This window comes from Streptomyces sp. NPDC019531 (genome assembly GCF_044903305.1).
GTDB lineage: Bacteria > Actinomycetota > Actinomycetes > Streptomycetales > Streptomycetaceae > Streptomyces.
Genome location: NZ_JBJDQL010000060.1, coordinates 30438 through 44026 on the forward strand (window position 1 = coordinate 30438; position 13589 = coordinate 44026).

Sequence of the window (13589 nt, forward strand, 5' to 3'; positions counted from 1 at the left end):
GAATCCGCCGCCCTTCTGCGGGTTCATCACCGTGACGACCAGCGTCCGGTCACCCCGGCGGGCCGCGGCGACGAGTGTGTTGCCGGCGTGGCTGGTGTAGCCGTTCTTGACACCGATCAGGCCGGGATAGCGCTCCACACCGTCGGCGCCGGTCAGTAGCCGGTTGGTGTTCTGGATGCCGTACGACAACCCGCCCGGGGCGGGGAACTTCGCCTCGGCCGTGCCGCAGTACCGAGCGAAGTCCGGGTTGCGCAGCCCCGCCCGGCCGAAGACCGCGAGGTCGTACGCCGAGGAGACCTGGCCCGGGGTGTCGTAGCCGTCGGGGGATCGGACGTGGGTGTCGCGGGCGCCCAGGGCCCGGGCCTTGGCCTGCATGCGCGTGGCGGTCGCGCGCCAGCCGCCGTCCAGCCGGGCCAGGACGTGTACGGCGTCGTTCCCGGAGTTGAGGAAGACCCCGCGCCACAGATCGGCCACCCGGTACGTCTGCCCCTCGGCCACCCCGACCAGACTGCTGCCGGGACCGATGCCGGACAGCTCGTCCTCGCTGACCCGGTGTCTGAGACCGCCGGGCAGCACCGGCAGCACGGTCAGGGCGAACAGGGTCTTGAGCGTGCTGGCCGGCGGCAGCTTGCGGTGCGAGTCGTGGGCGGCGAGCACTTCCCCGGTGTGGGCGTCGGCGACCACCCACGACAGCGCGGACACCTCCGGGACCCGGGGTGCGCCCCGGTGCGGCCGGACCTGGGTGCCGTGGCGGTACAGCAGGGCGGGCGCCGCGGCCGCGGCCCGTGGTCCGCCGGGTGCGTCGGGGTCCGAGCCCGGGTGGGCGGCCGCCGTCGCGGGAGCGAACACCAGCAGGCTCGTCGTGCACAGGGCGCAGGCCGAGACGGCCATCCGGGAGGGAAGTCCGATTGTCATACCGCAAAGCTAGGAATGGACCCGCCCTACATGGCGCTGCCCGGGCCGAGAGTCAGGCGCGAGCACCCGGATGCCGCACGCCGCCCGGCGTGTCAGTCCTGTGAGGGCTCCGGCGTACTGTCAGCCGGCGGGCAGTGTCGGCTGGATCCGCCGAAGGAACGTCGCGTTGTCAGGGGTCTCGCGCATGCGCTGGAGAAGCGTCTCCAGGTTGCCCTGGCCGTCCCCGTTCTGGAGGACCCGCCGCAGACCCCGTACGGCTGTCAACTCGGCGGGGGTCAGCAGGAGTTCCTCGCGGCGGGTGCCGGAGGGGTTGATGGCGACGGCCGGGAAGACGCGGCGGGAGGCGAGTTCACGGTCGAGGCGGAGCTCCAGGTTGCCGGTGCCCTTGAGCTCCTCGAAGTAGAAGTCGTCCGCGCGGGAGCCGGTCTCCACCAGGGCGGTGGCGAGAATGGTCAGCGAGCCGCCCTCCTCGGCGAGCCGGGCGGCACCGAAGAACCTCTTCGGCCCGATCAGCGCGGTCGCGTCGACACCGCCGCTGAGGGTGCGGCCACCACCGGCGGCCGCGTTGTTGTGCGCCCGGCACAGCCGGGTCAGGGAGTCGAGCAGGATCACGACGTCCTCGCCGGCCTCGACGAGCCGCTTGGCCCGCTCGATCACCAGCTCGGCGAGCGCGATGTGCTGCTTGGGCGAGCGGTCGAAGGTGGAGGCGTACACCTCGCCGCGCACGGAGCGCCGCATGTCGGTGACCTCCTCGGGGCGCTCGTCGAGCAGTACCACCATCAGGCGGCACTCGGGGTGGTTGCCGGCGACGGCGGCCGCGATCTGCTGGAGCAGCACGGTCTTGCCGGTCTTGGGCGGGGCCACGATCAGCCCGCGCTGGCCCTTGCCGACGGGCGCGATCAGGTCGGCCACCCGGCCGGTCAACCCGGCCGCGGGGTGTTCGAGACGGATCCGCTCGCGCGGGTGCAGCGGGGTGAGGTCACGGAAGTGACGGCGGTTCTTGTCGGGTGTACGGCCATTGACGCGGGCGACCTCGGTGAGCGCGCGCTGGGTGCCGCGCACCCCGTCGACGACATCGCCCTTGCGCAGGCCGAACCGGCGGATCAACGCGGGGGAGACCTGGAGGTCGGTGGGCGTGGCCAGCAGGTCGGCGGCGCGCAGGTGCCCCTTCCCGCTCGCGTCGACGTCGAGGACGCCGGTGACGGCCCTGACCGGGATCTGCTGCTGTACAGGGGGGTTTTCGAGTGTGGTGGTCATGATGGTCTGTCCTTTCGAGGACGGGAGGCATGAGGCATGCGGAAGGAAGGGGAGAAGCCACGCGGGGAAGGCGGACAGCGCCTTCGGGTGGCGGGAAACAACACCTCGGGTACGACAGAGCCGCTGGTTTCGAGGTGGTGCTGAGAAGCCGGTACACGGACCGGCGATCTGAGAGAGAACTTGCACCGGCGCCCTCGAACGGGCGTACACAAGTGCTGACAGGACCGTACCACGGCGACTCAGCGCGTGGCGAGGAGTCCGTAGAGAAGCGGGATCCGCGGCTCGGGAAGCCGCCACCAACCGGACGCCGTGCGGGTCATCCGCGGCCAGCGCGGCCAAGGCAGCTCATCGCTCTCGCGCAGCCGCCGGACACCGAGTCCTGCCCCCGTCAACGCGTTGACGACCTCTCCTATTCCGTGCATCCACTCGAAGCTCTCCGTGGCGCCCGCGACGGCCGGACCGTCAGTGTAGGTGCGCGTCGCGTCCCGGTGCACGGGGCCGTCGCCGCCCAGGTAGTCGTGCCGGAGCAGCAGCTCGGGTCCTTCGTCCGGAGCGGGCTTGGGCCCCAGGGAGTTGAGCAGCGGATGGAACTCGACGACGTACAACAGCCCACCTGGGCGCAGTAGTTGAGCGACCACGTCCGCCCACCGTGCCAAGTCGGGGAGGTAGCACAGCGCGCCTTTGCCGGTGTAGACGACGTCGAACTGCCGCCCGCCCAACGACTCGACGGCGTCGTACACGTTGGCCTGCACGTACTCCACGTCCACGTCCGCCTTCGCCGCGATCCCCCGAGCGGCTGCGACGGAGGCCTCGGAGAAGTCGAGCCCCACCGCACGGGCCCCACGGCGTGCGATTGCCACCGTCTCCGTGCCGAGATGGCACTGGAGGTGGAGCACGTCACGGCCGGAGAGGTCGCCGAGGTCCTCCCACTCGAACGCGGCGAACCAGCGCTCGGGGTCGAGGTCCTCGTCGAGGCCGTAGAACCGGCTGGCGAGGTGGACGGGGGTGCGGGCGTCCCAGTTGGCCTGGTTGACCCGCATCAGCCGCGCGTGCTCGTCGGAGGGCATGGGGACATCCCATCGTGAACGGGGCCGCGACGCGCCGCATACCAGCCATACGAACCCCCGACGCCGACGCGGACGCGGGCATGGAGGCGGCAGGGCCCCTCGCCGTCGTCAACGCCGGAGGCGACAGCGCCCGGGCTGTGCCTCCCTGGTCACCCTGCTGCTGGTGCGCAAGAACGCGGCGCGCTCGGCGACGGAGGCGGCGGTGCGGCCCGCGGCCGTCTGACCGTCGTACCACCGAAATGAGGGGCCGGATCTCCGCCCCTCATTTTTGGTGCGCGTCGGGTGTCGATTCGGGGCGGTCCCGTTCGTCGGGCGGGTGTAGGAAGCTCATGAGGACCGGGAGGAACCATGAAGTACATGCTGCTCGTCTGCGGCGACGACACCAACGACGCCTCGGACATGGCCCCCGTCGAACCCTGGGTCGAGGAGCTCGGCGACCGTGGCGTACGGCTGCACGGGCATCGGCTCGCCCTGCCCGCCGACGCGGTCACCGTGCGGGTGCGCAGCGGTGAAGTGCTGCGCAGCGACGGGCCGTTCGCGGAGACCAAGGAGTACGTCGCCGGCTTCGACATCCTGGAGTGCGACAGCCTGGACGAGGCGGTCCGGGCGGCCGCGAAGCACCCCGTGGCCACGATCGGCGCCATGGAGGTGCGTCCGTTCTGGGAGGACGAGGACGCCGAGAGGGAGATCCGCGGCCTCGACGCCGAACTGACGGACGCGGCGCGGGAGCGGGACGCGGAGAGGATCACCGCCTGCTACGCGCCGGACGCGGAGACCTCGCATCTGGCCCACGGCCACAAGACGCTGGAGGACCTGATGGCCGGCGCCACCGGGCCGCTGGTCCGCGAGGTCCTGGAGTCCCGCCTCCACACGGACGAGAGCATCGCCTTCGGGCACGCCCTGGTACGGCTGCGCACGGATCGCGAGCGCGTGCTGCGCGTCACGACCGGGTACCGCGACACCGGCCTGCGCTGGTCGATCGTCCACGAACACACCACGGAGGTTCAGTCATGAAGTACGTCCTGCTGATCTGCACCCCCGCCGGCGGCGAGGAACTCAGCCCCGCCGAGATCGCCGACGACCCCCGCTTCACCTCCTACATCGAGGAGGTCCGCAGCCGGGACGTCGTCAAGGGCGGCGCCCGTCTGCGCCCGGCCTCCGACGCCACCACCGTGCGCGTCCAGGGCGACGAGGTCCTGCTCACCGACGGGCCGTTCATCGAGTCCAAGGAGTACATCGCGGGCATCGACATCATCGAGGTCGCCGATCTCGACGAGGCGATCTCCCTCGCCTCCCGTCATCCGGCGGCGCTCGCGGGCGGCTCGGTGGAAGTGCGGCCAGTGTGGGAGTGACCCCGGAAGAAGCGGTCGCCGCCGCCTTCCGGGATGAGTGGGGCCAGGTCGTCGCCACCCTGATCCGGGTGACCGGCGACTGGGACCTCGCCGAGGAGTGCGCGCAGGACGCCTTCACTCAGGCCCTGGACCGGTGGCGGCGCGACGGCGTCCCGCGCCGCCCCGGCGCCTGGCTCACCACGACCGCCCGCCACCGGGCCATGGACGTGCTGCGCCGGGAGGCCGCCGGGGCGCGGAAACTACGGGAGGCGGCGATGCTCACGGCACCCGAGGAGCCGTACGACGACAGCGGCGTCCAGGACGACCGGCTGCGCCTGATCTTCACCTGCTGTCACCCCGCGCTGCACATCGAGGCCCGGGTCGCCCTGACCCTGCGCACCCTCGCCGGGCTGACCACACCGGAGATCGCCCGCGCCTTCCTCGTCCCCGAGGCGACCATGGCGCAGCGCCTGGTGCGCGCCAAGAAGAAGATCCGCAACGCCGGCATCCCCTACCGCGTCCCGCCGGCCCACCTCCTGCCCGAGCGCACGACCGGTGTGCTCGGCGTGATCTACCTGCTGTTCAACGAGGGGTACGCGGCCACCTCGGGCGCCGATCTCGTACGACGGAACCTGTGCGCGGAGGCCATCCGGCTGGCCCGCGTCCTGGCCGGGCTGATGCCCGACGAACCCGAGGCGCTCGGCCTGCTCGCGCTGCTGCTCCTGCACGACGCGCGCCGCGAGACCCGCGTGGACGCGGCCGGTGAGCTGGTGACCCTGGAGGACCAGGACCGCACGGCATGGGACCACGACGAGGTGGACGAGGGAGCCGCCCTGCTGGAGACCGCGTTGCGCCGGGGCCGTCCCGGGCCGTATCAGATCCAGGCCGCCATCGCCGCCTGCCACACCACCGCTGTCAGAGCGGAGGACACCGACTGGGCCGATATCGCGGCCCTGTACGGGGAGTTGGTGCGCTTCGTGCCTTCGGCCGTGGTCCGCCTCAACCGTGCGGTGGCCGTAGGCATGGCCGAGGGCCCCGACGCCGGACTGGCACTGGTCGCGGAACTGGAGCGGGAGGGCGAGCTGAGCGGCTACCACCTGCTCCCCGCCACGCGCGCCGACCTGCTGCGCCGCAGCGGCCGTACGGCGGAGGCGGCCGAGGCGTACGAGCGGGCGCTGGAGCTGGTGGAGAACGACGCCGAGCGGAGCTTCCTCGAAAAGCGGCTCGCGGAGTGTCGATCCGGCCAAGGGCCGTACGTCGGTGGGTGAAGGCAACCCCGAGACACCGGAGGTCCCCTCAACGGGTCATGAGTGCCTACCTGCTCAGTCTCGGCGGCCTGTTGCTGCTCGGCGGCCGTATCGCCGACCTGCTGGGCCGCCGTGTCTTCGTGACCGGCACCCTGCTGTTCGGGCCGTCCTCGCTGCTGTGCGGATTCGCCGGTACGGCAACCACGCTGATCGCCACGCGTGCCGTGCAGGGCGTGTCGGCCGCCGTCATGACGCCGACGGACTCCAGGTCCGCGGCCCCGCGCGTACCCCTGCGCCTGCTGCGCTCCCGGACGGTGAGCGGCGCCAACCTGGTTGTCTTCCTGCTCGGCGCCACCGCCTTCGGGATGTCGTACCCGCTGTCCCGGTACGGCCAGGGCGTCCTCGGCTGGTCGCCCCTGCGCCTCGGCCTCGCCAACGTCGTGATGCCGCTGGGCGCGGTCGTCGGGTCCTACGCCGGACAGGCCCTGGTCACCAGGGTCGGCGCTCGCCCGGTGGCGGTGGCGGGGCTGTCGGCGAGCGCTCTCGCGGCCCTGCTGCTGTCCGGGGTGCCGGTGAACGGCGGCTTCGTCCGCGACCTGCTGCCCGCCCTGCTGCTCTTCGGCCAGACGGCGGCCTTCCAGATCGGAGGGGGTTTCGGAGTCGCTGTAGCCACCTCCGCAACCGTCTCGCACACCATGGGACCGGACCGGCTGACGGCACCCCACCTTCGACGTCACCGCGGTCCGCACCGCCGAGGCCGAACAGCGGCTCGGTGTGGACCGTCACCGGCACCTCGTACCTGACCCCGCTCACCCTCGCCGCCTACGCGGCCGTGATGAAGGCACTGCGCGGGACGAAGGTGACGCTGACGGTCGACAGCACCGAGGCCGCCCTCACGGCCGGCACGACCTGCACGGGCGCCCTCACCCTGACCGTCGCGTGACGCCGGGAGCGTGGACTCAGGAGGCGGCCCGCGCCCCCGCCCCCGCCTCCTTCGCGATCTCGTCGAACCGCGCGGCCATGGCCGCCTGGAGAGCCTGCGCGCCCGACAGCGGACGGACCATCACCATCAGCCGGTCGATCAGCCCGTCCTCGTCGAGATGGATGAAGTCACAGCCGTCCAGCGCCCGTTCGCCCACCCGGGTCGCGAACACCAGCGCGTGGTCGCGGCCGTCCTCGCTGCTCAGCTCGCTCACATAGCGGAAGTCCTCGAAGACCTTCAACACCGCGCCCAGGATCGCCGCCGTGATGGCCTTGCCCTCGTACGGCTTGAACACCACCGGACTCGTGAAGACCACGTCCTCGGCCAGCAGTGCCTCGACGGCACCGAAGTCACCCGCTTCGACCGCTTCTCGGAACGCTCGCATCACACCCCCATAGTCAATTTATTGAGTAGGTGTGGAGTAGATTAATCACCTGCTGCTAGCGTGTCCATATGTCGCTCAAGTACGCCGTCCTCGCCGCCCTGTTGGAAGGCGAGGCCTCGGGCTATGAACTGTCCAAGGTCTTCGACGTCTCGCTGGCGAACTTCTGGCCCGCCACACCGCAGCAGCTCTACCGCGAGCTGGAGCGCCTGGCCCAGGACGGGCTGATCGAGGCGCGGGTCGTACAGCAGGAACGCAGGCCCAACAAGCGGCTGTTCACCCTCACCGACACCGGCCGGAGCGAGCTCAACGCCTTCGCCGCCGAACCGCCCCGCAGGCCGGCCGCCCTCCGTGACGAGTTCCTGATCAAGATCCAGGCCATGGATGGCACCGACCCCGAGGCCACCCGGGCGCTGGTCGAGGAGCGTATGTCCTGGGCCCGCGGCAAGCTCGCCCGCTACGAGCGCGTACGGGACCGGCTCCTCGGCGGGCGCACCGAGGAGGAGTACCTCGCGGACGCCGAGCGGATCGGCCCCTATCTCACGCTCATGGGCGGAATCGCCTTTGAAACGGACAACGTCCGCTGGTGCGAGCGCGTTCTCGTCATTCTGGGCCACCGTGCTCCCCTAAGCTGACGCGGATGTTCAGCCCAGAAGGCCCCAGCCTCCGCGAACTCGCCGTCCAGGCGCTGTCGTCCGTCGAGCGCGGCTACGACCTGCTCGCCCCCAAGTTCGACCACACCCCCTTCCGTACGCCGGACTCCGTCCTGGACTCGGTCGCCTCCGCGCTCCGGCGCATCGGTCCCTTCGATGCCGGGCTCGACCTGTGCTGCGGCACCGGCGCCGGGCTCCGGGTGCTGACCCGGGTCTGCCGGGAGAGTGTCACCGGAGTCGACTTCAGCGCGGGGATGCTCGACGTGGCCCGGCGGCAGACGCGGTCCAGGGGGCAGCGTCTGTCCTGGGTGCGGGGAGATGCGCGCGCCCTGCCGTTCGCCCCCGCCTCCTTCGACCTCGTCGTGAGCTTCGGCGCCTTCGGCCACTTCCTGCCGAGCGAACTGCCCGGCCTGTTCGCGCAGGCCCGCGATGTGCTGCGCCCGGGCGGCTGCTTCGCCTTCCCGATCGTCGCCCCGCCCCGCCCCTCGTCCCCCGCCTACTGGATGCTCTTCGGCTTCGACCTGGTGATGCGGGTGCGCAACGCCCTGTGGCGGCCGCCGTTCGTCATGTACTACCGCGACTTCCGGCTCGGGGACGTCCGACGGGAACTGGAATGGGCGGGCCTCCAGGTCGAGTTGCACGCCCTGCCCGAGTTCGGTGAGCGCGGAGACGGGAGCCCACGGGTCCGCATGGTCGTGGCAAGACGCCCGACCTAGTCAGTCTGGATTTCCAACTCATCAGTTTGATTTCCCAACTCGCCAGGTTATGGTGGGTCGCGTGACCTCGACGACCGAGAACGAGATCGACCCCCTGTGGCGGTCCTGGGAGGGAGCCCACGGCGGCCATGTCGCCGCCGTCGCCCTGGCTGCCGTGCGGGGACGGTTCGCCGGTGGAGCCCATCCGGTCCGCACGCTGACCACGCATTTTCTGGCCCCGGCCGCCGCCGGTCCACTGCATGTCTCGGGCACCGCGCCCGCGTCCGGACGCCGCACCGCCGCCTGTGTCTTCTCCGGCCACCAGGACGGACTGCCCGTCGTCGTCGGCTCGGCGCTCTTCGGCTCCGGGCGCTCCGGGATGCCGTACGACGGTCAACCGGCCCCGGACGTGCCGGGACCGGACGAGTGCCAAACCATCCGGTTGCCGGGCCATCTGGCGCCCTTCGCCCGGCAGTTGGAGATACGTCCCGCCACCGCCGACCGCCCGCTGGCCGGTGGTGACCGCGCGGAGCTGCTCGCCTGGGTGCGCTTCGTGGACGGGCGGCCGTTCGACGCGGGAGCGGTGGTCACCCTCACCGATGTGCTGCCGCCTGCCCTCTACGCGGTCTGGAGCACCGCGCGACCCGTGCCCAGCGCGGAACTGACCGTCCACTTCACCGACGCCCTCGACGACGGCGTCCCCGACGGCTGGTCCCTCGTCCGGATCCGGACCGACCACGCGGGTGCCGGCTGGGCCGTCGACGACAGCGCCGTCTGGGCGGCGGACGGGCGGCTGCTGGCCCTCGGGCGTCAGTCCCGCGTGGTCCGCGCCGAGCGTCCGTGAGCCCGACGACGGGACCGCGCAGTCACAACGCGCTGTACACCGCGTCGACCAGCGCCATTTTCCGGGGATCGTCGGCGATGTGAGGGCCCATCCGGTTCATCACATACCCCAGCGAGACCCCCGCGTCCGGATCGGACAGCCCGCAGGAGCCGCCGAAGCCGTCGTGTCCGTAGGCCCGAGGGTTGGGCCCGTACGAGCCGTTCGGCCCGCTGAGCCACAGGCCGAGGCCGAGTTCCGTGTCGCTCCCGAGACCGGCGCCCAGCACCAGATCGCGGCAGCTGCCCTGGCCCTCGCGCACCCGCTCGGCCGATTCGGGGGACAGCACGCGCCGGCCGTCGTAGGAGCCCCGGCCCGCGAAGATCCCGTAGAGCGCGGCGACGGCCCGTGCGGTGCCGTGTCCGTTCGCGGCGGGGATCTCGGCGGCCCGCCACCCGGGCGTGTTCGCCTCGGCCGCCCCCACCACGGGGTTGGTCACCGCGGCGATCGCCGCGGGGGTCAACTGGGCGAAGATCGCGGCCTGTTCGCTTGCTGACGCGGCCGGCGGATGTACCAGTTCGGCGGCCCGCCCGGTGTCCTTCTCCGGCAGCCCGACGGTGAAGTCGATGCCCAGCGGTCCGGTCACCTCCCGCTCCAGGAACGCGCCCGGCAGCAGTCCCGAGACCCGTCGTACGACCTCCCCGACCAGGAAGCCGTACGTGAACGCGTGGTACCCGGACACCGTGCCCGGCTCCCACCAGGGCTCCATCGCCGCGAGCCGCTGTGTCGTCAGCTCCCAGTCGCAGAGCTCGGCGACGGAGTGGGGCTCGCGCAGCCCGGACAGGCCGGACCGGTGCGACAGCAGATGCCGTACGAGAACCTTCTCCTTGCCCGCCGCGGCGAACTCCGGCCAATAGGCGGCCACCGGGGTGTCGAAGTCGAGCAGACCCCGGTCGGCGAGGATGTGGGCGCACAGGGCCGTCGGGCCCTTCGTCGTCGACCACACGTTGACCAGCGTGTCGCGCTCCCAGGGACGGGTGCGGGCCGCGTCGGCCCAGCCGCCCCACAGGTCCACGACCGTCTCGCCGCCGACGGTGACGCTCACCGCGGCACCCAGCTCGTCGCGGTCCCGGAAGTTCTCCTCGAACGCCGTCCGCACGGCCGCGAAGCGCTCGTCGCAGTGGCCGTGGACGGCACGCTGGTGCTCGGACATGGACCCTCCGTCGTCGCCGGAAGCCCGGGTCGCGACGCTGCGACCCGGGCTCCGTGAACGTACTGACTGGTCGGATGGGATGGAAGAGTCTCGGGCGGGAATCAGGCGTAGCTACGCAACCAGTTCAGCTTCGCCGCCTGCTGGTACGGGCCGCCGCCCTCGTGGTCGTTGAAGTCGTAGACCTCGATCGCCTTGTCGTCATGGGCCCAGGCGTTGAAGGCCGCGAAGACGGTGGAGGGCGGGCAGGTCTGGTCCTCGAGGGCCGCCGAGAAGAGCGCGGGGGCGCGGCCGCGGCTCGCGAAGTGGACGCTGTCGAAGTAGGCGAGGGTGCCGAGGACGTCCTCGGAGCGGCCGCGGTGCGTCTTCAGGTAGAGGGCGATCTCGCGGTACGGGTGTCGGTCCGTCAGGGTCGTCGCGCGCGGGAAGTCGCACAGGAACGGCACGTCCGGGGCGACCGCCGCCAGGTCCGGGACCAGACCGCCCACCGCGATCGAGATGCCGCCGCCCTGGCTGCCGCCGAGCACGACCGTGCGTGCCGGGTCGGTCAGCGGGTGCGAACGGGCCGCCTCCACCGCACGCACCCCGTCCGTGAACACCCGGCGGTAGTAGTAGTTCTCGGGAGCGTCGATGCCTCGTGTCATGAACCCGGGGTACGCCGGAGCGCCGGCCACCGGGTCCGCGGTGCCGCCACCGCCGCCCCAGGCGCTTCCCTGACCGCGGGTGTCCATCACGAAGTGCGCCCGGCCCGTCGACGCCCACAGCAGATGCTCGTGCGGCAGCCCGCGGCCGCCGCCGTATCCGATGAACTCCACGACCAGCGGCACCGGGGCGGAGACCTCGGCGGGGATCGTGAACCAGCCCTTGACCGGGTGGCCGCCGAACCCGGCGAACGTCACGTCGTACACCTTGACCGTGGACAGCCCGGTGTCGACGAGTTCGAAGCGGGCGTCCAGATCGTGCTCGCGGGCCTCCTGAAGGGTCTTGGACCAGAACGCGTCGAAGTCCTCGGGCTCGGTGGACTCGCTGTGGTACTCGCGGAGCTCGTCGAGGGGGAGGTCGAACAGGGCCATGCAGGACCGCCTTTGCGAAGGAACAGTGCCGGATGATCACACCGTACGTGTGTGGTCGGATGAATCGCCAGGCCTCTGCGGTAACGGCTGGCTACGCTGACGCCATGTCGACAGTCGTGGATCTGCTGGTCAAGGACGCCGAGCTGCTGGTCGTGGACGGGGAGCGGGAGATCGCAGGCGGCTGGCTGGCCGCCGCGAATGGTCGGGTCACCGCCGTGGGTACGCCCGGCACCGAACCGGAGGCCGCGACGACCGTCTCGGCGGCCGGACGCCTCGTCACCCCGGGCCTGGTCAACACGCACCACCACATCTACCAGAACCTCACCCGCTCCTACGCCCCCGCCGTCAACGGCTCCCTCTTCGACTGGCTCACCACGCTCTACCCGCTGTGGGCCGCCCTCGACGAGGAGGCCGCCTACGTCTCGGCGTACGTCGGCATGACCGAGCTGCTGATGGGCGGCTGCACCACGTCCTCGGACCACCTCTACGTCCATCCGCGGCCCCGCCTCGTCGACGCCGAGATCCGTGCCGCCCTCGACATCGGCTTCCGGTTCCATGCGACCCGGGGTTCGATGACCCGTTCCGTGGAGGAGGGCGGACTGCCCCCGAGGAGCGTCACGCAGACCGACGAGGAGGTCCTGGCGGACAGCGAGCGCGTCATCAAGGCACATCACGACCCCTCGCCGGGCGCGCTGATCAGGGTCGCGCTCGCGCCCTGTTCGCCGTTCTCGGTCACCAAGGAGCTGATGACGGCGACCGCGGAACTCGCCGAGCGGTACGACGTCCGCCTGCACACCCACCTCGCCGAGGATCGCGACGAGGACACCTACTGCCTGGAGACGTACGGCTGTCGGCCCGTCGAGTACTTCGAGGAGACGGGCTGGATGAGCGACCGCACCTGGGTCGCCCACTGCATCTACCCGAACGACGCCGAAATGCGCCGGCTCGCCGCCGCGGGCGTCGGTGTGGCGCACTGTCCGAGCTCCAACATGCTGATCGGCGGCGGGACCGCGCGGGTGGGGGAGATGCGTGAGCTGGGGATGCCGGTCGGCATCGGCTGCGACGGCTCGGCCTCCACGGACCACGCTTCGCTCTGGATGGAGACGCGGGGCGCGCTACTGCTCGGCCGCTACCTGGGCGGACCCGGCGCGATGACCGCGCGGGACGCTGTCGACCTCGCGACCCGGGGCTCGGCCCGCTGTCTGGGGCGCGCGGACGAGATCGGCCATCTGCGGCCGGGGGCCTGCGCCGACCTGGTCGTCTGGGACCTGCACGAGGTGGCGCTCGCGGGCGCGCTCACGGACCCGGTCGAGGCGTGGCTGCGCTGCGGCCCGGCCCGCGCCTGGACCACGGTGGTGGGCGGACGGATCCTCGTGGACCGGGGCGAGCCGGTGCTGCCGGGCCTGACGGACGCGTTGCGGACGCACGGGGTGATTGCGCGCCGGATGCAGGAGGGGGCGGGGTAGGGCGGCTTGGGGCTTGGGGGCGGTGTCGGCTTGTGTTGGGGGCTGAGGGCTGAGGGCTGAGGGCTGAGGGCTGAGGGCTGAGGGCTGAGGGCTGGGGGCCGAGGCCGGGGGCCGGAAACCCGGAGGCGGGAGACCCGGAGTCCTGAGCCCGGAGGCCGGGGTCGAGGGCCGGGAGGCCGTAGCCCGCAGGTGAGGGGCCGGAAGCGTGGAGCCCGGATCCGGAAGCCTCGATCCGAAAGCCCCGAGCCCGGGAGGCCCGGAGCCGGAAGCCTGTGGGCGGGAGACCGGAAGCCCGGGGTCCGAAGGCCGGGAGCCGAGAGCAGGGAGTCGAAAGCCGGGAGCCGGGAGGTCGTAGCCCGGGAGTCCGGCCTCCGGGAAGCCCGGAGGCCGGGAGATTGGGGGCCGGAAGCGCGGAGTCCGGAAGCCGGGAAGCCCCGCAGCCCCGAGTACGGCAGAACAAGGGCCGGAAGCCCGCACAAAAGACGAGCGGG

The 13589-nt window shown here is 71.7% G+C and carries 14 protein-coding genes and 1 pseudogene; 9 read left to right on the forward strand and 6 right to left on the reverse strand.

What is annotated here, in order from left to right; all coding sequences use genetic code 11:
- Positions 1-78: 78 nt before the first annotated feature.
- The 3 genes and pseudogenes from ACI2L1_RS40525 to ACI2L1_RS40535 all read right to left on the reverse strand — a co-directional run.
- A pseudogene (locus tag ACI2L1_RS40525) lies at positions 79-915 on the reverse strand (D-alanyl-D-alanine carboxypeptidase family protein); the annotation flags it as partial.
- A 120-nt stretch (positions 916-1035) separates the two neighbouring features.
- Positions 1036-2172, reverse strand: coding sequence for a transcription termination factor Rho (rho, locus tag ACI2L1_RS40530; protein WP_404744474.1), 1137 nt, complete (start codon positions 2170-2172; stop codon positions 1036-1038).
- 239 nt (positions 2173-2411) lie between these two features.
- Positions 2412-3239: a class I SAM-dependent methyltransferase gene (locus ACI2L1_RS40535; RefSeq protein ID WP_404744475.1), complete on the reverse strand. Its 828-nt coding sequence runs from the start codon at positions 3237-3239 to the stop codon at positions 2412-2414.
- 348 nt (positions 3240-3587) lie between these two features.
- Between ACI2L1_RS40535 and ACI2L1_RS40540 the strand changes: the two genes are divergently transcribed.
- Genes ACI2L1_RS40540 through ACI2L1_RS40560 form a run of 5 tightly spaced genes read left to right on the forward strand, consistent with a single transcriptional unit; the run spans position 3588 to position 6760 of the window.
- Positions 3588-4253, forward strand: coding sequence for a YciI family protein (locus ACI2L1_RS40540; RefSeq protein ID WP_404744476.1), 666 nt, complete (start codon positions 3588-3590; stop codon positions 4251-4253).
- Positions 4250-4591: a YciI family protein gene (locus ACI2L1_RS40545; RefSeq protein WP_404744477.1), complete on the forward strand. Its 342-nt coding sequence runs from the start codon at positions 4250-4252 to the stop codon at positions 4589-4591. Before ACI2L1_RS40540 ends, ACI2L1_RS40545 begins: the two co-directional genes overlap by 4 nt.
- Positions 4588-5838 (forward strand): RNA polymerase sigma factor, encoded by a 1251-nt coding sequence (locus ACI2L1_RS40550; protein WP_404744478.1) that lies wholly within the window; start codon positions 4588-4590, stop codon positions 5836-5838. The genes ACI2L1_RS40545 and ACI2L1_RS40550 overlap by 4 nt, the downstream gene beginning before the upstream one ends.
- Before the next feature lie 38 nt (positions 5839-5876).
- Complete coding sequence (locus ACI2L1_RS40555; protein WP_404744479.1) at positions 5877-6620, forward strand: hypothetical protein; 744 nt, start codon at positions 5877-5879, stop codon at positions 6618-6620.
- Positions 6590-6760: a hypothetical protein gene (locus ACI2L1_RS40560; protein ID WP_404744480.1), complete on the forward strand. Its 171-nt coding sequence runs from the start codon at positions 6590-6592 to the stop codon at positions 6758-6760. The genes ACI2L1_RS40555 and ACI2L1_RS40560 overlap by 31 nt, the downstream gene beginning before the upstream one ends.
- Before the next feature lie 16 nt (positions 6761-6776).
- On the opposite strand, the gene ACI2L1_RS40565 is transcribed toward ACI2L1_RS40560, so the two are convergent.
- Positions 6777-7184 (reverse strand): nuclear transport factor 2 family protein, encoded by a 408-nt coding sequence (locus tag ACI2L1_RS40565; protein WP_404744481.1) that lies wholly within the window; start codon positions 7182-7184, stop codon positions 6777-6779.
- 68 nt (positions 7185-7252) lie between these two features.
- On the opposite strand from ACI2L1_RS40565, the gene ACI2L1_RS40570 reads away from it, so the two are divergent.
- The 3 genes from ACI2L1_RS40570 to ACI2L1_RS40580 all read left to right on the forward strand — a co-directional run bounded on the left by ACI2L1_RS40570 (position 7253) and on the right by ACI2L1_RS40580 (position 9373).
- Positions 7253-7816: a PadR family transcriptional regulator gene (locus ACI2L1_RS40570; protein WP_404744482.1), complete on the forward strand. Its 564-nt coding sequence runs from the start codon at positions 7253-7255 to the stop codon at positions 7814-7816.
- Positions 7817-7821: 5 nt separating this feature from the next.
- A complete protein-coding gene (locus ACI2L1_RS40575) occupies positions 7822-8550 on the forward strand; it encodes a methyltransferase domain-containing protein (protein ID WP_404744483.1) in 729 nt (242 codons plus the stop codon).
- Between the two features lie 61 nt (positions 8551-8611).
- Positions 8612-9373, forward strand: coding sequence for an acyl-CoA thioesterase (locus ACI2L1_RS40580; protein ID WP_404744484.1), 762 nt, complete (start codon positions 8612-8614; stop codon positions 9371-9373).
- A gap of 22 nt (positions 9374-9395) precedes the next feature.
- Here ACI2L1_RS40580 and ACI2L1_RS40585 read toward each other — a convergent pair whose 3' ends face one another.
- Positions 9396-10562, reverse strand: a complete 1167-nt coding sequence (locus ACI2L1_RS40585; protein WP_404744485.1) for a serine hydrolase domain-containing protein — start codon at positions 10560-10562, stop codon at positions 9396-9398.
- Positions 10563-10663: 101 nt separating this feature from the next.
- Positions 10664-11632 (reverse strand): acetylxylan esterase, encoded by a 969-nt coding sequence (locus ACI2L1_RS40590; protein WP_404744486.1) that lies wholly within the window; start codon positions 11630-11632, stop codon positions 10664-10666.
- 104 nt (positions 11633-11736) lie between these two features.
- On the opposite strand from ACI2L1_RS40590, the gene ACI2L1_RS40595 reads away from it, so the two are divergent.
- Positions 11737-13098, forward strand: coding sequence for an 8-oxoguanine deaminase (locus ACI2L1_RS40595; RefSeq protein ID WP_404744487.1), 1362 nt, complete (start codon positions 11737-11739; stop codon positions 13096-13098).
- The last annotated feature ends 491 nt before the right edge of the window (positions 13099-13589 follow it).

Excerpts from the sequence above, each read along its gene's own strand:
- ACI2L1_RS40575 (WP_404744483.1), top strand. The coding sequence starts at position 7,822 with ATGTTCAGCCCAGAAGGCCCCAGCCTCCGCGAACTCGCCGTCCAGGCG.
- ACI2L1_RS40590 (WP_404744486.1), bottom strand. The coding sequence starts at position 11,632 with ATGGCCCTGTTCGACCTCCCCCTCGACGAGCTCCGCGAGTACCACAGC.
- ACI2L1_RS40595 (WP_404744487.1), top strand. The coding sequence starts at position 11,737 with ATGTCGACAGTCGTGGATCTGCTGGTCAAGGACGCCGAGCTGCTGGTC.
- ACI2L1_RS40535 (WP_404744475.1), bottom strand. The coding sequence starts at position 3,239 with ATGCCCTCCGACGAGCACGCGCGGCTGATGCGGGTCAACCAGGCCAAC.
- ACI2L1_RS40585 (WP_404744485.1), bottom strand. The coding sequence starts at position 10,562 with ATGTCCGAGCACCAGCGTGCCGTCCACGGCCACTGCGACGAGCGCTTC.
- ACI2L1_RS40570 (WP_404744482.1), top strand. The coding sequence starts at position 7,253 with ATGTCGCTCAAGTACGCCGTCCTCGCCGCCCTGTTGGAAGGCGAGGCC.
- rho (WP_404744474.1), bottom strand. The coding sequence starts at position 2,172 with ATGACCACCACACTCGAAAACCCCCCTGTACAGCAGCAGATCCCGGTC.
- ACI2L1_RS40555 (WP_404744479.1), top strand. The coding sequence starts at position 5,877 with ATGAGTGCCTACCTGCTCAGTCTCGGCGGCCTGTTGCTGCTCGGCGGC.
- ACI2L1_RS40545 (WP_404744477.1), top strand. The coding sequence starts at position 4,250 with ATGAAGTACGTCCTGCTGATCTGCACCCCCGCCGGCGGCGAGGAACTC.
- ACI2L1_RS40540 (WP_404744476.1), top strand. The coding sequence starts at position 3,588 with ATGAAGTACATGCTGCTCGTCTGCGGCGACGACACCAACGACGCCTCG.
- ACI2L1_RS40565 (WP_404744481.1), bottom strand. The coding sequence starts at position 7,184 with ATGCGAGCGTTCCGAGAAGCGGTCGAAGCGGGTGACTTCGGTGCCGTC.